The organism is Pseudomonas sp. SW-3, from assembly GCF_016615645.1.
Taxonomy (GTDB): Bacteria; Pseudomonadota; Gammaproteobacteria; order Pseudomonadales; family Pseudomonadaceae; genus Aquipseudomonas; species Aquipseudomonas mandelii.
This window is the reverse complement of sequence record NZ_CP067098.1, coordinates 81,351-98,404: the sequence shown is the minus strand read 5'-3', so window position 1 is coordinate 98,404 and position 17,054 is coordinate 81,351. Positions and strand designations below refer to the sequence as shown.

The window sequence follows — 17,054 nt, the reverse complement described above, 5'->3', positions numbered from 1 at the left end:
AACCGAAAACCACGAAGGTGCGACGCTCGCACCGGATCTTGAGGAGGCAGACATGGCTATTACGAAGAAAGCATCGGCTCATTGGGAAGGCGATCTGAAAACCGGCATCGGCTCGATCTCTACTGAAACCGGTGTACTCAGAGAAGCGCCCTACGGCTTCAAGGCTCGTTTCGAAGGCGGCAAAGGCACCAATCCGGAAGAGCTGATCGGCGCGGCGCATGCGGGATGTTTCTCGATGGCGTTTTCGATGATCCTGGGTGATGCCGGGCTCAAGGCTGACAGCATCGATACCAATGCTGAAGTGACCCTGGATCAAGTCGACGGTGGTTTTGCGATCACTGCGGTGAAATTGATCCTCAAGGCGAAAATCCCCGGGGCGACTCAGGCGCAGTTCGAGGAGCTGAGCAACAAGGCCAAAGAAGGCTGCCCGGTGTCCAAAGTGCTGAATGCGAAAATCAGCCTGGATGCGACGTTGGTCAGCTGATGATCAGGCGCTGAATGTACTGACGCCTTCGCGACCCGACCCGCTCGCGAAGGCGAACTTGTAAACAACACGATTCCAACGATAAAGCTGCGCTTTGTGAGCGGTGTCAGAACTCGCTTTGCAAAACTGTGGTCGAATAAATGACAGCCGCTCAAGCGCAAAAACTGCGCGCGGCCTCAAGGGAGCTTCAACCATGAAACGTTTTGCCTTGGCGATTATCGGTTGCACGCTGGCCACTTCGGCCCTGGCGGCACCGAAATCCTGTGAAGAACTCAAGGCCGAGATCGAGGCCAAGATCCAGGCCAATAACGTCTCGTCCTACACCCTGGAAATCGTCACCAATGACGAAGTCCACGATCAGAACATGGTCGTCGGCAGCTGTGAAAACGGCACAAAGAAAATCATCTACCAGAAAAACGACCGCTGATTCACCTCACGGGACGCAATTGGTCTGCCGATCTTCAGCGACGATCTCCCGCTTTGCGTTGAACAGTCGGGCGCTTGGGGTGAAGGCGATCGAACGGCCTTCCAGCACATAACGCTGGCCGGCTTCGAAATGATCGTAGTTGACGGTCAGGTAGCACAGCCGTTCCGTAGGGGTGTTCATCATGTTCATGCCCCCACCACCGGGCACCTCAAAGTCGAACCTGACGACCAGCTCATGGCTGCCGGGCGTCACCTGGAAAAAACGCCCGTCACGCAATCGCTGTTTGTCCAGTCGCTCTGCCATCAGCAACCTGTCGTTGGGGAATGGCGTCGAGAAGTCGATCCAGGCCATCTGCGGATTTACCGCCGGTAACGGACTCTGGCAGCCGGCAACCACGCCTGCCGCGAGCAACAGCATCAATCTGCGCATGATGAATGTCCCAAAGGATGGTCATTCAGCATAGCGCCGATCAGCTGCTTTGGCAGCCAGCCGGCGTGCCTTGGCCAATCACTTTTCGCTGTTGATCATAGAGCTTTGCCCATGGCCGGAAGCCGATATTCCCCGCTTGCAGCTGATATCGCTCACCGGCATTGAAGTCGTTGAATTTCACGTTTAACTGGCAGTCACGCCACAGCGGCTCGGCGTCGGGGCCGATGTTGGTGGGCTGGACCGCAAACTGGTAGCGCACCGTCAGCTCATGACGGCCCGGATGCACCTCGAAATACCGCTTGTCGGTAGAGGCCTTGTCATCGACTTCCAGCGCTTGCAGGGCGGTGTCTTCTTGCTGTGAGTCCAGTTCGATCCATGCTTGCGACGGATCATGGTGAGGTAAACCGAAACCGGCACAGCCGGTCAGCATCAACAAGCCTCCCGTCAGCATCAATTTGCGCATAGCGGAGCTCCAGTCAGGCGGGATAGTCTTGCGGGCAGACTCTCCAGGGATGATTTTATTTTGATCAGGCCGCTTCCAAGCCTTGGGTTACTTGATCGCGTTTTGCGGATTTTGTTTCCGGGTATGTTGCTTTTATTCCTCAGCGGCTGCGCCAGCGTCAGCTATTACAGCCAGTTGGCCAGCGGTCAGCTGCAATTGCTGCGGGCCAGGGAGCCGGTGGCCCAGGTGCTTGCCGATCCGTCTCGCGATCCGATGCTGCGTGCGCACCTGACCCAGTCGCAAAAGGCCCGGACATTCGCCAGCCAACAGCTGCATCTGCCGGATAACCAGAGCTACCGTCTGTACGCCGACATTGGCCGGCCGTTCGTGGTCTGGAACGTCTTTGCCACGCCGGAATTTTCCCTGACAGCACAAAACCATTGCTTCCCTATCGCCGGTTGCGTCGCCTATCGCGGTTACTACAGCCAGAGTGCTGCCCGCGGCGAAGCGGCCTTGCAACGCCTGAAAGGTATGGACGTGTCCATTGGCGGCGTCGAGGCCTATTCGACGCTCGGCTGGTTCAACGATCCGATTCTCAGCTCAATGATGGGTTGGGGCGACGAGCGGCTGGCAACGCTGATCTTTCACGAGCTCGCGCACCAGCGCTTTTATGTGAAGGACGACACCGAGTTCAACGAGTCCTTCGCCACCTTCGTCGAGCAGGAAGGCACCCGGCAATGGCGGGCATCACGCGGTCTGGCAGCGGACAATGGCGCGCAGGCGCAGCATCGAGACCAATTTATTCAATTGGTTCTGGATGCGCGCACGCGGCTTGAAAATCTCTACGCCCTGCCACTGCCCGCCGACCAGATGCGCCAACGCAAAGCGGCGGAATTCGAACGTCTGCGCCATGACTATCGACAGCTGCGCGATAGCCAATGGGCCGGGGATAAACGCTATGACGCGTGGATCAAAGCGCCAATGAACAACGCCCGGTTGTTGCCGTTTGGGTTGTATGACCAATGGGTGCCGGCGTTTGCGGCGTTGTTCAGGCAGGAGGGTGGGGACTGGCTGAAGTTTTATGCCGCCGTCGAGCAGCTTGGTGCGTTGCCAGTGGTTGAGCGCAAGGTAGCGCTGAAGGCTTTGACGGGGTCATAAAATCTGGTGGCTGGGCGGGCCTCTTCGCGGGCAAGCCTCGCTCCTACGGGGTCTATGTTGCTTTTGTAGGAGCGAGGCTTGCCCGCGAAGGCGTACTGATCAACGCCGCAAAAACGCCTGATGCATCTCCTCCAGCGTCTCAAAGTGATAGGCCGGTGCTTCTGCGCTCAATTCTTCCCGGCTGCCAAACCCATAACCGACCGCCACCGCATCCAGCCCATTGCTGCGCGCGCCGATCAGGTCGTGTTTGCGGTCGCCGATCATCAGGGTGTTGGCCGGGTCCAGGCCTTCTTCGGCCATCAGGTGGGCAATCAACTCGACTTTGTTGGTGCGTGTCCCGTCCAGTTCGCTACCGTAAATCACCTTGAAGTGCCTGGCGAAGTCAAAGTGCCGGGCGATTTCCCGGGCGAACACCCACGGCTTTGAGGTTGCGATGAACAACTGTCGCCCCTGCCCGCCGAGGGTTTCCAGCAGCGGTGTGACGCCGTCGTACACACGGTTCTCGTACAGGCCTGTGACCTTGAAGCGTTCGCGGTAGAAATTCACCGCTTCCCAGGCCTTGGGCTCGTCGAAGTCGTAGAACTGCATGAACGCCTGCAACAACGGCGGGCCGATGAAGTGTTCGAGCTTGGTCAGGTCGGGTTCATCGATCCCCAGTTTGCTCAGGGCGAACTGGATCGAACGGGTGATGCCCTCGCGCGGATCGGTCAGGGTCCCATCGAGATCAAACAAAACGGTTTGGTAATGCATTTTGAATCCTGAATAAGGGCGCAGGGTCAGAGCTGGTCGTAGCCTTCAGCCAGATGCAAATTCTTGAGCTTCACGTAGTTCGCCGCGCTATAGGTGAAAAAGGCATTTTCCTTGTCCGTCAGCGGGCGGATTTGTTTCACCGGGCTGCCCACATACAGGAAGCCGCTTTCCAGACGCTTGCCCGGCGGCACCAGACTGCCGGCGCCGACAATCACATCGTCCTCGATCACCGCACCATCCATGACGATGCTGCCCATGCCGATCAGAATCCGGTTGCCGACACTGCAGCCATGCAGCATGACCTTATGGGCAATGGTCACGTCGTCTCCGATCAAGCAGGGAAAGCCATCGGGATTGAACGGCCCGGCATGCGTGATGTGCAGCACGCAGCCATCCTGAACGCTGGTGCGCGCACCGATACGGATGCGGTGCATGTCGCCACGGATCACCGTCAGCGGCCAGACAGAGCTGTCTTCGCCGATTTCAACGTCGCCGATCACCACCGCCGAGCCGTCGACAAAAGCGCCTTTACCCAGTAGCGGCGTGTGGTTCTGATACTTGCGAAGGGTCACGATAGGCTCTCTCTCTTTTGCTGATAGCTGCGGTGAGCGTCGATTGTAATTAAGATGGCCCCATGTTTCTTCCAGCCAAGGTGCCAACCGTGAGCGTGAACAACCCTCTTTTGCAGTCCTACGACCTGCCGCCCTTCTCGGCGATCCGGGCCGAACACGTACAACCGGCCATTGAACAGATCCTGGCTGACAACCGTGCCGCCATTATCGAGATCCTCAACAGCCAGGGCAAACAACCGACCTGGGCCGGCCTGGTGCTGGCGATGGACGAACTCAATGATCGTCTGGGCGCCGCCTGGAGCCCGGTCAGCCACCTCAATGCCGTGTGCAACAGCGCCGAATTGCGCGAAGCCTACGAGTCCTGCCTGCCGGCCTTGAGCGCCTACTCCACCGAGCTGGGCCAGAACCGTGAACTGTTCGAGGCCTTCGAAGCCTTGGCCAACAGCCCGGAAGCCGCCGGTTTCGACGTGGCGCAGAAAACCATCCTGGAACACGCCCTGCGAGACTTCCGTCTGTCGGGTATCGATCTGCCGGACGCCGAGCAGAAGCGCTACGCCGAAGTGCAAAGCAAATTGTCGGAGCTGGGCAGCCGCTTCTCCAACCAGCTGCTCGACGCGACTCAAGCCTGGACCAAGCACGTGACCGATGAAGCCGCCCTCGCCGGCCTCACCGATTCGGCCAAGGCGCAAATGGCCGCCGCAGCCCAGGCCAAAGATCTGGATGGCTTCCTCATCACCCTGGAATTCCCGAGCTATTACGCGGTGATGACCTACGCCCAGGACCGTGCCTTGCGCGAAGAAGTCTACGCCGCCTATTGCACCCGTGCGTCGGACCAAGGCCCGAACGCCGGTCAGAACGATAACGGCCCGGTCATGGAAGAAATCCTCGACCTGCGTCAGGAACTGGCCAAGCTGCTCGGCTTCGCCAGCTTCTCGGAACTGAGCCTGGCCACCAAAATGGCTGAATCCAGCGATCAGGTCCTCAGCTTCCTGCGCGATCTGGCCAAACGCAGCAAACCGTTCGCCGCCCAGGACCTGGAACAGCTCAAGGCCTACGCCGCCGAACAAGGCTGCCCGGACCTGCAAAGCTGGGACAGCGGTTTCTACGGCGAAAAGCTTCGCGAACAACGTTACAGCGTTGCCCAGGAAGCACTGCGCGCCTACTTCCCGATCGACAAAGTGCTGGGCGGCCTGTTCGCTATCGTCCAGCGCCTGTACGGCATCGAGATCGCCGAACTGAAAGGCTTCGACGCCTGGCACCCGGATGTTCGCCTGTTCGAAATCAAGGAAAACGGCCAGCACGTCGGCCGCTTCTTCTTCGACCTCTATGCCCGCGCCAACAAACGCGGCGGTGCCTGGATGGACGGCGCCCGTGACCGTCGCCGCACCATCAGCGGCGTGCTGCAAAGCCCGGTGGCCAATCTGGTGTGCAACTTCACCCCAGCCGACAGCGGCAAACCGGCCCTGCTGACCCACGATGAAGTGACCACCCTGTTCCACGAATTCGGTCACGGCCTGCATCACCTGCTGACCCGCGTAGAACACGCCGGCGTGTCCGGCATCAACGGCGTGGCCTGGGATGCGGTGGAGCTGCCAAGTCAGTTCATGGAAAACTGGTGCTGGGAGCCGGAAGGCCTGGCGCTGATCTCCGGTCACTACGAAACCGGCGAGCCGCTGCCTCAGGATCTTCTGGAGAAAATGCTCGCGGCGAAGAACTTCCAGTCCGGCCTGATGATGGTGCGCCAACTCGAGTTCTCGCTGTTCGACTTCGAACTGCACGCCACCCACGGCGACGGTCGCAGCGTGCTGCAAGTACTCGAAGGTGTGCGTGACGAGGTCTCGGTCATGCGTCCACCGGCCTACAACCGCTTCCCGAACAGCTTCGCCCACATCTTCGCCGGCGGTTACGCAGCGGGTTACTACAGCTACAAGTGGGCTGAAGTGCTGTCGGCCGACGCCTTCTCGAAGTTCGAAGAAGACGGCGTGCTCAATGCCGAAACAGGTCGTGCGTTCCGCGAAGCGATTCTGGCGCGTGGCGGTTCGCAGGAACCCATGGTGCTGTTCGTCGACTTCCGTGGCCGTGCGCCATCGATTGACGCACTCTTGCGCCATAGCGGCCTGAGTGAGGACGCGGCAGCATGAGCGAGGGGCCTGTGATCACGAAGAAACGCTTTATCGCCGGGGCGGTCTGCCCGGCCTGTAGCGAGCCGGACAAATTGATGATGTGGAACGAAGACGAGGTCCCGCATCGCGAATGCGTGGCCTGCGGTTATTCGGATACGCTCAATGAACAAGGTCTGTCGGTGCCCAAGGAATTGGGCACGCGGGTCAACACTTCGGCGCTCAAGGTGCCGGACGCCAAGGTTCAGGCGGTGCAGTTCTTCCCGAACCCGAAGCTGAAGAAGAAGCCTGACGAGCACCATTGAGTCAACATCACCTTCCACCCTTAGACCGGGTGGAAGGTGGTATCTATTTACCACCCTTCCCCCGCGCTTCTTCCTTAGGCTGAATCCTTCAGCCCTACTCAAGGAAGACGCCATGCCTGATAACAATCCGCTGCTACAACACTGGGACCTGCCGCCCTGGCCGGACATTCGCGCCGAGCACCTGGTGCATGCCATCGACACCCTTGTTGCCGACAACCGCAAGGCCATTGCCGGGATTATCGCGAGCCAATCCACGACCCCGAACTGGGATGATCTGGTATTGGCCGTTGATGAAACCGATGCGCGTCTGGATGAGGCCATGGGCGTCATCGAAACCCTTTCAATGGTGAAACATGAGGGTAAGGCCTGGGACGCAGCCAGCGGGACTTGCCGCGATGCCGCTGCGCAGTACAAATCTGAAAAGATGGGTAATCACGCACTGTTCCGGGCTTATCAGCGGCTGGCGCAAAGTCCCGCTGCGGCGAATTACGATGAACCGCGCAAAGCGGTTTTGAACAAAATTCTGCGCCGGTTTCGCTTGTCCGGCATCGACTTGCCCATCGAACAACAGCAGACGCTGGCCCGGCTGAATCGCGACATCGGGGTGCTGCAAAGCCTGTTCCTGACCAACCTGGAAGGCGCCAGCGCAGCCTGGAGCAAGCGCATCGATGACGTCTCGCAGTTGCGCGGTTTGTCTGCGGCGACACTGGAGCGTCTGGCAGTCAACGCGCAACAGGCAGGGCACGACGGCTGGCTGATGCGTCTGGACCAGGACACCTACACTCGTGTCATGGCCTATGCCGAAGACCGATCCCTGCGCGAAGAATACTTTGTCGCTTACTCCACCCGGGCTTCCGATCAAGGCCCCCACGACCGGCAATTCGATAATGGTCCGGTGCTGGAGCTGCTGTTGTCCATGCGTCATCAGAAAGCCAGGTTGCTGGGGTATGAGAACTTTGCGCAACTCAGCCTCGTAACGGAAATGGCCGAGTCCACCGAGCAAGTCACTGGTTTCCTGCGGCGGCAAATCGTGCAGGCAACACCGGAACTCGAGAAGGACGCACAAGAACTCAAGACGATTGCGCTTGAGCGCGGCATGACTGAAGTTGCCCCTTGGGACCACGAGTTTCTCGCCGAACAATTGCGCCAGCAACGTCTCGGCGGGGCGCTGAAAAACCTGCGAACGTACTTTCCACTGGACGGGACTTTGCAGCGGCTCTGCCTGTTCAGCGAGCGCATGTTTGGCATCCGGATCGTCGAACAGAAAGAGTGCAGTCGCTGGCATGACAACGTGCGTCTGTTTGAAATCAGCGAGCATGGCCAGGTCGTCGGGTACATTTACCTCGACCCTTTTCATCGGGACGAAGCGCCGGACTTTGCCTGGACCGCCACGCCACGTAATCGACGGGTGAACGCCGAAGGTCGATTGACGCTGCCGATCGCCGTGCTTCATGGCAACTTCACGCCCGGAATTGCCGAGCATCCTTGCCTTCTCGCTCATAAGGACCTGCGGGTTTTGTTCCATGAGTTCGGCCATTGCCTGCAGCACGTTCTGACCCGCTCGCCTCACCATCGCCTGTCCGGTATCACCCAGCTGGGACGCGATTCGGCAGAGTTCACCGGGCAATTGTTCGAGCTTTGGTGCCTGTCAGGGGAGTTTCTGCTGTGGCTGGCCGCTCACCACCAGACCGGCGAGCGCCTGGCCGAAGCGCGAGTCGACACCGCATTGGCAGCCATCCAGACCCAGACCAGCCGGCAAACCGCAGAGCTGTTAATGTCCGCGTTGTTTGACTTCGAATTGCACCGCAGCCAAGGCGATGGCCGAAGCGTTGAACAGATCTTCGACGACGTACAGCGCGAGATCCCTCACCTGCAACTGCCGCCTTACTGTCGGTTCGCCAACAGCTTCGATTACCTGGTGACCGGGTACGCAGCGTCGGTTTACGCCTACAAATGGTCGGGTGTACTGGCGACCGAGGTGTTCAAACGGTTTCAACGCGAGTGGGTATTCAACCCGCAAACCGGCAAGGCCTTTCGCGAAGCCTTTTTTTCGCCGGGGGATTCGCGATCGCTATTGGTCGCCCTGGAAGAATTCCTCGGACAACCGATCGCCGACAGCTTTTTCGCAACGCCGTCCAGCAGCCGCTGCCCACTGAACTGATGCTTATTCGACGTGGGCGGACTGGAACCAACTCTTCATGGAACAGGCCGCAAACGGACTGGTGCTGCAATCGCCGTTGGCGAGCGCGGTCCGAAGCTTGTCGGCATCGGCCTGCATCATGTAACGCACACCGTCCTTGAAATGGGTGCTGTCACCAAAGCCGCCTTGGGTCATCTCGTTCAGGGCGTCTTCCTTGCTCCAGCCTTGCACCACCACCCGATAAATCGCCGCCATCAGGCCGGTGCGGTCCGAACCATGTTTGCAATGCATGAGCACCGGGCCGTGGGATTCGGCGGTCTGGATGGCACGAAGGGCCTTGAGCACCTGGGCGTCATCCACGTGATTGGTGCGATAGGGCAGCTGCACCTGAGTAATGTCCGGCGTGGACAACCAGCTTGAATCCGACTCGGGCAGAAAATTGATGACGGTCGCGACGTTGAGTTTCTTCAGCAGCGATACGGCGCCGCTGTCGGGCAAAGCGCTGCGGTAAAGCGTCGGGGTCATTTGGTAGAGGTTGTATTGCGCCTCTACCGATTGAGCCCATTCCGCCGGGCGGGGCGATGCGCTGTCGTCAGCGAAGGCCACCGTCAGGTTGAAAAGTGCGGCCAGCGACAACAGGAGCGTCACAGGAAAGAGGCGCGTTAAGGACATGCTCGGACGACCGTGTGTGAAGAAGTGGATAGATGACTCACAGCTTCGGCCCTGAACGGTCAAAGGCCCGTGAGTCAACCGTCAAAGAATTGTGAATCGAACAGTTCATCCTGCTTTCATCGCGCGACCTACACAATTCAATAACACAGAAGCGGCACGGAAATTTTCGCACCGCTTATAAGTGCTTAGTTCAAAGCCATACTCATGCAGTTTTTATACAAGCCTGCGTTCAGTAGCACTCAAGGATTAGTGATTTTCGAATAAGCTTTCGCCAGGGCCAGCAGAACGGCCTTGTCTTGCGCGTCGATGTCACCATCACCGTCCACATCAGAACGAGCGGCGCCCATGGTGAAGGTCACGCCGCCGTCATTCGATACAGCCTCGCGGGTGCTGGAGTCCAGCAGGGAGTAAGTGCTCGTGCGGTTTTCCGGGTCATAACCCTCCTCCTTTAACGCAAACTGCATGGAAACCCGAACTTCTTTTGGACTAACGATAGAGGCGGGCAACAGCTGAAGAAAGATACCGCGCTGATTGTAATTCGACATTCATTAAATCCTTTTAATGTTTTAAACACGACAATTTCGCGTGAAACGAATACTACTAATGAAGTTTACAATTGCGCCACTTGCGATGTGTTTCTCATGATTGCAAATATTTGATAGAACCCATCAATACTCCAACAAATCCAAAACTAAATAGGCCGTAGGGAGCATTCCGTACGGCCTCACCAATACTTACTTCAACATTTCAGCGGCGGCAGCCGCAAGGCGGATGAATTTTTTATCATCGGCGGGATCGAAATCCCCATCACCATCGGCGTCACCTTTAACGTCAACCTTATCGTAAACACCTTTCTTTTTTGACGCCGAAACGGAAGTTGAAAACTCGAGCTCCTTCTTTTTATCATAGAACTCGAGCAAGACTTCTGGGACTTTATCGTTGTTCAAATCTTCAATGGAAATGCGAATCTCTTTAACGGCCATCATGACACCTCGTGAGTCAGTCAATTGAGAGGGAGGTTCCATTGAATTGGAATCCTCCAACCCAAAGTAGGCCGCCCACTCACAAGCTGTCTACTGTCATACATGACAGGTGGCTGTATATCCAGTACTGTTCAGCGCCTTCAATTTCCGCTACTCGCCTTGAATTTAATGACTGTGTTTGCAAGATCAAAAAGCAGTTGCTCATCCTCCATATCAATATCTCCATCTTGGTCAATATCGCCATGCACGGAAGCCTTATTGAATGTTGTCGAGCCATTTTTCTTAGAAACCAAAACCGCATATGAATTAACGATAGTGTCGCTAAAATTCCCGGAGCCCAGATCGAAGTCAGTTTCCCGAGTAACAAATTCTATTTTGACCTCTTGAACTCCGTCTTTATTAACGTCGAGTACCGTCAACAATATCCCTTTACTCGTCTCCATAACCAAATCTCCTATGACGTAAACGTGAAACAGCGGCCAGATATCGGTGCCTTGTTATTCATAGGATGTATTTCTTGCCCCGTCTACTGTCAAACATGACAGGTATATACACAACCAGTCCCCTCTACCTTGGAGAACACGCCGAACGGAGCTAGGCAAATCTTGTTGCTTCTAATACTGTGTATTTATACAGCTAGCAGGAGCTCAAATGGCCATTCCTATTCCCCCTCGCGGCCGCGGCACCGCCACCAACCCGCACAACCGCTTCGCGCCGAATCGCTCGGTGGCCGAGGATGACGGCTGGTATCAGGAAGCGCCCGTCACGCAGGGCACACAAGTGCGCATCGAAACGGCGAAAACCATCATCACCCGCAACAATTCCCCGGACTTGCCCTTCGACCGCTCGATCAACCCTTACCGCGGCTGCGAGCACGGTTGCATCTACTGCTACGCGCGCCCCAGCCATGCCTATTGGGACATGTCACCCGGGCTCGATTTCGAAACCAAACTGATCGCCAAGACCAACGCCGCCGATGTGCTGGAAGAACAGCTGTCCAAGCGCGGCTATCAATGCGCGCCGATCAATCTGGGCTCCAACACCGATCCCTACCAGCCGATCGAGCGCGAACACAAAATCACCCGCAAGACCCTTGAAGTGCTACTGCGTTATCGGCATCCGGTGACCATCATTACAAAGGGCTCGCTGATTCTTCGGGACCTGGATCTGCTGGCCGAACTCGCCGAGCAACGGCTGGTGGCGGTGATGATCAGCCTCACCACCCTCGACGATGAACTCAAACGCATCCTCGAACCGCGCGCGGCTGCGCCCAAGGCCCGGCTACGTGCCATCCGGGTCATGCGCGAAGCCGGGATACCGGTGGGCGTGCTGTGTTCGCCGATGATTCCGATGATCAACGACAGCGAACTCGAAAGCCTGCTCAACGAAGCCCATGCTGCCGGTGCCCAGAGCGCCGCCTATATGATGTTGCGGCTGCCGCTGGAAGTGGCGCCGCTGTTCGAAGAATGGCTGGCCGCCCACTATCCGCAGCGTGCCGCTCATGTGTTGAGCCTGATCCGCCAAAGCCGTGGCGGGGAGCTCTACGACAGTCGGTTCGGAGCCCGAATGCGCGGAGAGGGGCCGTTTGCCGATCTGTTGGCGCAACGCTTTGCCAAATCGATCAAACGGTTGGGGCTCAATCATCGCGAAGGTTTTAACCTGGACTGCGACGCCTTCTGTCCGCCAGGTCGCCAGATGTCGTTGATTTGAGGACAATTGGCCTATGGTTGAGTAGGAGGAAAAGCACTTGGCCATTAGGCTGGTCACGTTTTTTGTGACCTGGAACACACGTCCTAGAGCGCTTGATTCAGTTTGAGTTAAGTTTCGACAGATACCTTGTTCATCGAGTGACTGACGGGTCGAGATCTTCGGCCTGGATGTTTTTTAAACAGCCACTGGCTTCACACCGGACAAAACGGGAAAATTCCCTGACTCCGCCAAAGAGGATGAATCATGAGTGACAAGGATAAACAGCCGTTGGCTGCGTCGGCTTCAGCCCAACCCGAGGCGGAAACCGCCGATGCAGCGCTGAAGCATATCGTTGACGGCTTTTTGCATTTTCATCACGAAGTTTTTCCCCAGCAGGAAGAACTCTTCAAAAAACTCGCCACGGCTCAGAGCCCTCGAGCGATGTTTATCGCCTGCGCCGATTCGCGCATCGTTCCTGAACTGATCACCCAAAGCGCCCCCGGCGACCTGTTCGTGACCCGTAACGTCGGCAACGTTGTGCCGCCTTATGGGCAGATGAACGGCGGTGTTTCCACGGCCATCGAATACGCGGTCCTGGCCCTCGGCGTACAGCACATCATCATTTGCGGGCACTCCGACTGTGGCGCGATGCGCGCCGTGCTCAACCCGCAAAGCCTGGAAAAAATGCCCACGGTCAAAGCCTGGCTGCGTCATGCCGAAGTGGCGAAATCGATGGTCCAGGAAAACTGCCATTGCGCTGACGAAAGCGAAAGCATGCATGTCCTCACCGAAGAAAACGTGATCGCCCAGCTTCAGCATTTGCGCACGCACCCTTCGGTCGCCTCGCGCATGGCTAACGGTCAGCTGTTTATCCATGGCTGGATCTACAACATCGAAACCAGCGAAATCAGAGCTTACGACGCGGACAAAGGGTGTTTCCTGCCGCTTGATGGCAGCCATCCGATCCCCGTGGCGACGCCCAAAGCGCGCTTCTAAATCCTCCCAGGTGTGGTTTAGCCGAGGTTGCTGATCAAGCAGCCTGGCTTTGCCACGCCTGAAGAAAACTTCGGGAGAGTCACCATGCGTGCTGCTCAACTCAAAGCTGTTCTGCCACGGGAGCTGCTGGCGTCCGTGGTTGTGTTTCTGGTCGCCCTGCCCTTGTGCATGGGCATCGCCATCGCCTCGGGCCTGCCGCCGGCCAAGGGTTTGATCACCGGGATCATCGGTGGACTGGTCGTCGGTTGGCTTGCAGGTTCGCCTCTGCAAGTCAGCGGCCCGGCGGCGGGTCTGGCGGTGCTGGTCTTTGAACTGGTGCGCCAGCATGGTGTTGCCATGCTCGGTCCCATCCTGCTGTTGGCGGGTTTTCTGCAACTGATGGCCGGGCGCTTCAAGCTGGGCTGCTGGTTTCGGGTCACGGCGCCAGCGGTGGTGTACGGCATGCTCGCCGGGATTGGCGTGCTGATCGTGTTGTCGCAAGTGCATGTGATGCTGGACGCCGTGCCCAAGCCTTCGGGGCTGGATAACCTCGCAGCCTTTCCGGCGGCCGTGATCCAGGCCTTGCCTTCCCTTGGCTGGCAGGCTGGGTTGCTTGGGCTGTCGACGATTGCGGTGATGTGGCTGTGGGAAAAATTCCGTCCGCACTCTCTTCGCTTCATTCCCGGCGCACTGCTTGGCGTAGGCCTGGCGACAGTCGCGAGTCTGATGCTCGCCTTGCAGGTCAAACGCGTGGAAGTCCCGGCCAACCTGGCAGAAGCCATCGACTGGCTGAAGCCCGCCGACTTGCTCAATCTGGCCGACCCGACGTTATTGATCGCGGCATTTGCCGTGGCGTTTATCGCCAGCGCCGAGACCCTGCTCTCCGCCGCGGCGGTGGATCGCATGCACAGCGGCCAGCGCTCCGATTTCGATCGGGAGTTGTCGGCACAGGGCGTCGGCAACATGCTCTGCGGCCTGCTTGGCGCGCTGCCCATGACCGGCGTGATCGTGCGTAGCTCGGCCAACGTCCAGGCTGGCGCCACCACGCGAATGTCGGCGATCTTCCACGGTCTGTGGTTGCTGGCTTTCGTGTTGTTGCTGTCCAGCGTGCTGCAAAGCATTCCGGTGGCAAGCCTGGCGGGTGTGCTGGTGTACACCGGTTTCAAACTGGTCGACCTCAAGGCCTTTCGCGGCCTGGGCCGTTATGGCCGGATGCCGATGTTCACCTACGCCGCGACAGCGCTGGCAATCATCTTCACCGACCTGTTGACCGGCGTGCTGATCGGCTTCGGGTTGACCCTGGCCAAACTGGCCTGGAAGGCCTCGCGGTTGAAAATCAGCCTGATCGACCTGCCGGCCGACGGTGAGATGGAGTTACGACTGACGGGGGCCGCAACCTTTCTCAAGGTGCCGGCGCTGACCCAGGTGCTGGGGACCATTCCCCCAGGCGCGACGGTGCATGTGCCGCTCAATAACCTGAGCTACATCGATCACTCGTGTCTGGAGTTGCTTGAGGAATGGGGTCGGGCCAATGCGGCCAAGGGGTCGAAGCTGATTATTGAAGCGCGGGGGTTGAAGCGTCGGTTGGAGGGGCGTTTACGAACCACCTCCGGAGTGGGCTCTACGGCGTAGAAGTAACCAATGTGGGAGCGAGCCTGCTCGCGAAGGCGGTGTATCAATCGACATAAATGTTGAATGACATATCGCAATCGCGAGCAGGCTCGCTCCCACAGGGGACGGTGCTGATTCTAAAGAATCAAGCCGCCGGCTGATCCAGCTCCAGCCCTACGCCCAGCTGGCGCGACAGGCACGGCCAGCGCTTCCAGGCGGCGCCGGTGTCCGGGCTGTTGAGTTTTTCGCGGTAGGCCTCCACGGACTCCAGCGCGAAACTGTCTTCATTGAGCATCTCATCCACAGCGTGATGCACCGCCTCATCCAGTTGGTTGGCAAAATCCTCGCCGATCAGTTGGTGGGCAATCAGGTTGGCGACCGTCATGTCCAAGGGGATCAGTGGCTGGCCAAAATGCTTGATGTACAGGTCATTGACCTCTTCCACCAACCGATGCGCCAGATAGGCTTCATCCAGCAGGCTGTCCAGGCCAACATGACCGGCCATGATTGCCGGTGGCTGGAGGAAGAACTGCTCGGCGATCGTCAGCACCGGCTTGATCTGTGATTCGATACCCGCTTCCCTGGCGACTTCATTGGCTGCGTCCAGCAGGTCCGGCACTTGCTCTATGTACGCGGCCACAAAACGCGTCATCACGCCGTTGGCGTCGGCATCCGGCAATTGGATGGCGGAGTGAAGGTGTGGCAATTGAGTTTCAAGCTGACGAGTCAGCAGGCCGGTCTCGGCCTCGTGTTGTTGGGCTTTTTGGATCTGCTCGCGCAATGCGGCGGTGTTCATGAAAACTCCAGGAAACAAAGGCAATGAAATAGGGAAGACATAACTTAGCTGGCTTATGAAAAATGCTAAGACGCATTTGTCATAATTGTTTCATCCTTGAGACGCCTCCGTTATATCGATTTGCCACCACTCGTCTGCATCCTTCTCCATTCGTGACCTTGAACGCAAGTCCCAGCTGTTTCAGATCATTTACGCCATCACGTTGCGAGGTAGCAGTCGCTGTCTATACTCGGGTGGGAATGGAGTTAGCTGATGACGCCCGACTGCACACGCAGCAAGGCTCGGCGATTCAAGTTTCGTAGTCTGAAAAAGCCGCTCCCTTGCCGCAGGTGAAAGCCGGCGGGATAACAAGAACGATAAGGGGAACCCGCAATGATGCGACATCCACACGTCTGGATGGGCCTCCTGTTGTGGTCGATTTTCAGCCAGGCGCAAGCCGCCTGGACTGTGAATATGGCGCCGGGAGCGACTGAAATCAGTCACGCAGTATTTGACCTGCACATGACCATTTTCTGGATCTGTGTAGTGATCGGCATCATCGTCTTCGGCGCCATGTTCTGGTCGATGATGGTCCACCGCCGCTCTACCGGGCAGGTGGCCGCAAAATTTCATGAAAGCACCACCGTCGAAATCCTCTGGACCATCGTGCCCTTCCTGATTCTGGTGGCCATGGCGGTTCCTGCGACGGCAACCCTGATCAAGATGTACGACGCCAGTGAGCCGGATATCGATATCCAGGTCACCGGCTATCAGTGGAAGTGGCACTACAAATACCTGGGCCAGGACGTCGAATTCTTCAGCAACCTGACGACCCCTGCCGACCAGATCCACAACAAGGAAACCAAGGGCGAGCATTACTTGCTTGAGGTCGACAAGCCTTTAGTGCTGCCGATTGGCGCCAAGGTGCGTTTCCTCGTGACGTCCGCCGACGTTATCCACTCCTGGTGGGTGCCGGCCTTTGCGGTCAAGCGCGATGCGATTCCCGGGTTCGTCAACGAAGCCTGGACCCGCGTCGACAAACCCGGCATCTACCGTGGCCAGTGCGCCGAACTGTGCGGCAAGGACCATGGCTTCATGCCGATCGTGGTCGAGGTCAAGGAAAAGGCCGATTACGAAAAATGGCTGGCCGAACGCAAGGCCGAATCCCTGCAGCTTAAAGAACTGACCAGCAAGGAATGGACCCTCGACGAGCTCAAGGAGCGCGGCGACAAGGTCTATCACACCGCCTGCGTCGCCTGTCACCAGGCCGAAGGTCAGGGCTTGCCGCCGATGTTCCCGGCGCTCAAAGGCTCGAAAATCGCCACCGGACCGAAGGAAGGTCACCTGAGCATTGTCTACCACGGCAAGCCGGGTACCGCGATGGCGGCGTTCGGCAAGCAGCTCTCGGAAGTCGATATCGCGGCGGTGGTGACCTACGAACGTAACGCCTGGGGCAACAACAAAGGCGACATGGTCACTCCTAAAGAAGTGCTGGAGCTGAAACAGGCGGAAAGCAAATGAC

Annotated in this window: 19 protein-coding genes; 10 read left to right on the top strand and 9 right to left on the bottom strand. The window is 57.9% G+C overall.

The window, feature by feature from the left end; translation table 11 throughout:
* The first annotated feature begins 52 nt into the window (after positions 1–52).
* Positions 53–484, top strand: coding sequence for an OsmC family protein (locus JIO00_RS00480; protein ID WP_008152515.1), 432 nt, complete (start codon positions 53–55; stop codon positions 482–484).
* A 193-nt stretch (positions 485–677) separates the two neighbouring features.
* On the top strand, positions 678–911 hold the full coding sequence (locus JIO00_RS00475) for a DUF1161 domain-containing protein (protein WP_010465702.1): 234 nt from the start codon (positions 678–680) through the stop codon (positions 909–911).
* Between the two features lie 6 nt (positions 912–917).
* On the opposite strand, the gene JIO00_RS00470 is transcribed toward JIO00_RS00475, so the two are convergent.
* Together JIO00_RS00470 and JIO00_RS00465 are read right to left on the bottom strand one after the other, a co-directional pair.
* Entirely contained in the window at positions 918–1,340 is a 423-nt protein-coding gene (locus JIO00_RS00470) for a PA0061/PA0062 family lipoprotein (RefSeq protein WP_200667378.1), read from the bottom strand.
* Between the two features lie 40 nt (positions 1,341–1,380).
* Positions 1,381–1,803 carry a PA0061/PA0062 family lipoprotein gene (locus tag JIO00_RS00465; protein WP_077748817.1) on the bottom strand — a complete coding sequence of 141 codons (423 nt, stop codon included), beginning with the start codon at positions 1,801–1,803 and terminating at the stop codon, positions 1,381–1,383.
* A 60-nt stretch (positions 1,804–1,863) separates the two neighbouring features.
* Between JIO00_RS00465 and JIO00_RS00460 the strand changes: the two genes are divergently transcribed.
* Positions 1,864–2,940 carry an aminopeptidase gene (locus JIO00_RS00460; RefSeq protein WP_200667376.1) on the top strand — a complete coding sequence of 359 codons (1,077 nt, stop codon included), beginning with the start codon at positions 1,864–1,866 and terminating at the stop codon, positions 2,938–2,940.
* 99 nt (positions 2,941–3,039) lie between these two features.
* Here the strand turns inward: JIO00_RS00460 and JIO00_RS00455 are convergent, their stop codons facing one another.
* Positions 3,040–3,690, bottom strand: a complete 651-nt coding sequence (locus JIO00_RS00455) for an HAD family hydrolase (protein WP_077748820.1) — start codon at positions 3,688–3,690, stop codon at positions 3,040–3,042.
* A gap of 26 nt (positions 3,691–3,716) precedes the next feature.
* A complete protein-coding gene (locus JIO00_RS00450; protein ID WP_010465689.1) occupies positions 3,717–4,262 on the bottom strand; it encodes a gamma carbonic anhydrase family protein in 546 nt (181 codons plus the stop codon).
* Between the two features lie 62 nt (positions 4,263–4,324).
* Between JIO00_RS00450 and prlC the strand changes: the two genes are divergently transcribed.
* From prlC to JIO00_RS00435, 3 genes are all read left to right on the top strand, one after another.
* Entirely contained in the window at positions 4,325–6,403 is a 2,079-nt protein-coding gene (gene prlC / locus JIO00_RS00445) for an oligopeptidase A (protein WP_172962171.1), read from the top strand.
* Positions 6,400–6,687 (top strand): YheV family putative zinc ribbon protein, encoded by a 288-nt coding sequence (locus JIO00_RS00440; protein WP_010465685.1) that lies wholly within the window; start codon positions 6,400–6,402, stop codon positions 6,685–6,687. Before prlC ends, JIO00_RS00440 begins: the two co-directional genes overlap by 4 nt.
* A gap of 112 nt (positions 6,688–6,799) precedes the next feature.
* Positions 6,800–8,848 (top strand): M3 family metallopeptidase, encoded by a 2,049-nt coding sequence (locus tag JIO00_RS00435; RefSeq protein WP_010465683.1) that lies wholly within the window; start codon positions 6,800–6,802, stop codon positions 8,846–8,848.
* Between the two features lie 3 nt (positions 8,849–8,851).
* Here the strand turns inward: JIO00_RS00435 and JIO00_RS00430 are convergent, their stop codons facing one another.
* The 4 genes from JIO00_RS00430 to JIO00_RS00415 all read right to left on the bottom strand — a co-directional run bounded on the left by JIO00_RS00430 (position 8,852) and on the right by JIO00_RS00415 (position 10,925).
* Positions 8,852–9,499 carry a phosphatase domain-containing protein gene (locus tag JIO00_RS00430; protein WP_154913650.1) on the bottom strand — a complete coding sequence of 216 codons (648 nt, stop codon included), beginning with the start codon at positions 9,497–9,499 and terminating at the stop codon, positions 8,852–8,854.
* Between the two features lie 239 nt (positions 9,500–9,738).
* Positions 9,739–10,044: a hypothetical protein gene (locus tag JIO00_RS00425; protein ID WP_010465681.1), complete on the bottom strand. Its 306-nt coding sequence runs from the start codon at positions 10,042–10,044 to the stop codon at positions 9,739–9,741.
* A 189-nt stretch (positions 10,045–10,233) separates the two neighbouring features.
* On the bottom strand, positions 10,234–10,485 hold the full coding sequence (locus JIO00_RS00420) for a hypothetical protein (protein WP_077748821.1): 252 nt from the start codon (positions 10,483–10,485) through the stop codon (positions 10,234–10,236).
* Between the two features lie 137 nt (positions 10,486–10,622).
* Positions 10,623–10,925 (bottom strand): hypothetical protein, encoded by a 303-nt coding sequence (locus tag JIO00_RS00415; protein ID WP_010465676.1) that lies wholly within the window; start codon positions 10,923–10,925, stop codon positions 10,623–10,625.
* 208 nt (positions 10,926–11,133) lie between these two features.
* Between JIO00_RS00415 and JIO00_RS00410 the strand changes: the two genes are divergently transcribed.
* The 3 genes from JIO00_RS00410 to JIO00_RS00400 all read left to right on the top strand — a co-directional run bounded on the left by JIO00_RS00410 (position 11,134) and on the right by JIO00_RS00400 (position 14,778).
* A complete protein-coding gene (locus tag JIO00_RS00410) occupies positions 11,134–12,192 on the top strand; it encodes a PA0069 family radical SAM protein (protein ID WP_010465674.1) in 1,059 nt (352 codons plus the stop codon).
* 243 nt (positions 12,193–12,435) lie between these two features.
* Positions 12,436–13,167: a carbonic anhydrase gene (locus JIO00_RS00405; RefSeq protein ID WP_010465672.1), complete on the top strand. Its 732-nt coding sequence runs from the start codon at positions 12,436–12,438 to the stop codon at positions 13,165–13,167.
* Between the two features lie 84 nt (positions 13,168–13,251).
* Positions 13,252–14,778 carry a SulP family inorganic anion transporter gene (locus tag JIO00_RS00400; RefSeq protein WP_010465670.1) on the top strand — a complete coding sequence of 509 codons (1,527 nt, stop codon included), beginning with the start codon at positions 13,252–13,254 and terminating at the stop codon, positions 14,776–14,778.
* A gap of 124 nt (positions 14,779–14,902) precedes the next feature.
* On the opposite strand, the gene JIO00_RS00395 is transcribed toward JIO00_RS00400, so the two are convergent.
* Positions 14,903–15,553, bottom strand: coding sequence for a hypothetical protein (locus tag JIO00_RS00395; RefSeq protein WP_010465667.1), 651 nt, complete (start codon positions 15,551–15,553; stop codon positions 14,903–14,905).
* A gap of 372 nt (positions 15,554–15,925) precedes the next feature.
* On the opposite strand from JIO00_RS00395, the gene coxB reads away from it, so the two are divergent.
* A complete protein-coding gene (gene coxB / locus JIO00_RS00390) occupies positions 15,926–17,053 on the top strand; it encodes a cytochrome c oxidase subunit II (protein ID WP_010465665.1) in 1,128 nt (375 codons plus the stop codon).
* The last annotated feature ends 1 nt before the right edge of the window (position 17,054 follow it).

Coding starts and splice junctions, on each gene's coding strand:
- JIO00_RS00465 (WP_077748817.1), bottom strand. CDS start 1,803: ATGCGCAAATTGATGCTGACGGGAGGCTTGTTGATGCTGACCGGCTGT.
- JIO00_RS00440 (WP_010465685.1), top strand. CDS start 6,400: ATGAGCGAGGGGCCTGTGATCACGAAGAAACGCTTTATCGCCGGGGCG.
- JIO00_RS00410 (WP_010465674.1), top strand. CDS start 11,134: ATGGCCATTCCTATTCCCCCTCGCGGCCGCGGCACCGCCACCAACCCG.
- JIO00_RS00405 (WP_010465672.1), top strand. CDS start 12,436: ATGAGTGACAAGGATAAACAGCCGTTGGCTGCGTCGGCTTCAGCCCAA.
- JIO00_RS00470 (WP_200667378.1), bottom strand. CDS start 1,340: ATGCGCAGATTGATGCTGTTGCTCGCGGCAGGCGTGGTTGCCGGCTGC.
- JIO00_RS00400 (WP_010465670.1), top strand. CDS start 13,252: ATGCGTGCTGCTCAACTCAAAGCTGTTCTGCCACGGGAGCTGCTGGCG.
- JIO00_RS00425 (WP_010465681.1), bottom strand. CDS start 10,044: ATGTCGAATTACAATCAGCGCGGTATCTTTCTTCAGCTGTTGCCCGCC.
- JIO00_RS00430 (WP_154913650.1), bottom strand. CDS start 9,499: ATGTCCTTAACGCGCCTCTTTCCTGTGACGCTCCTGTTGTCGCTGGCC.
- JIO00_RS00420 (WP_077748821.1), bottom strand. CDS start 10,485: ATGATGGCCGTTAAAGAGATTCGCATTTCCATTGAAGATTTGAACAAC.
- JIO00_RS00415 (WP_010465676.1), bottom strand. CDS start 10,925: ATGGAGACGAGTAAAGGGATATTGTTGACGGTACTCGACGTTAATAAA.
- JIO00_RS00395 (WP_010465667.1), bottom strand. CDS start 15,553: ATGAACACCGCCGCATTGCGCGAGCAGATCCAAAAAGCCCAACAACAC.
- prlC (WP_172962171.1), top strand. CDS start 4,325: ATGTTTCTTCCAGCCAAGGTGCCAACCGTGAGCGTGAACAACCCTCTT.
- JIO00_RS00455 (WP_077748820.1), bottom strand. CDS start 3,690: ATGCATTACCAAACCGTTTTGTTTGATCTCGATGGGACCCTGACCGAT.
- JIO00_RS00480 (WP_008152515.1), top strand. CDS start 53: ATGGCTATTACGAAGAAAGCATCGGCTCATTGGGAAGGCGATCTGAAA.
- JIO00_RS00475 (WP_010465702.1), top strand. CDS start 678: ATGAAACGTTTTGCCTTGGCGATTATCGGTTGCACGCTGGCCACTTCG.
- coxB (WP_010465665.1), top strand. CDS start 15,926: ATGATGCGACATCCACACGTCTGGATGGGCCTCCTGTTGTGGTCGATT.
- JIO00_RS00435 (WP_010465683.1), top strand. CDS start 6,800: ATGCCTGATAACAATCCGCTGCTACAACACTGGGACCTGCCGCCCTGG.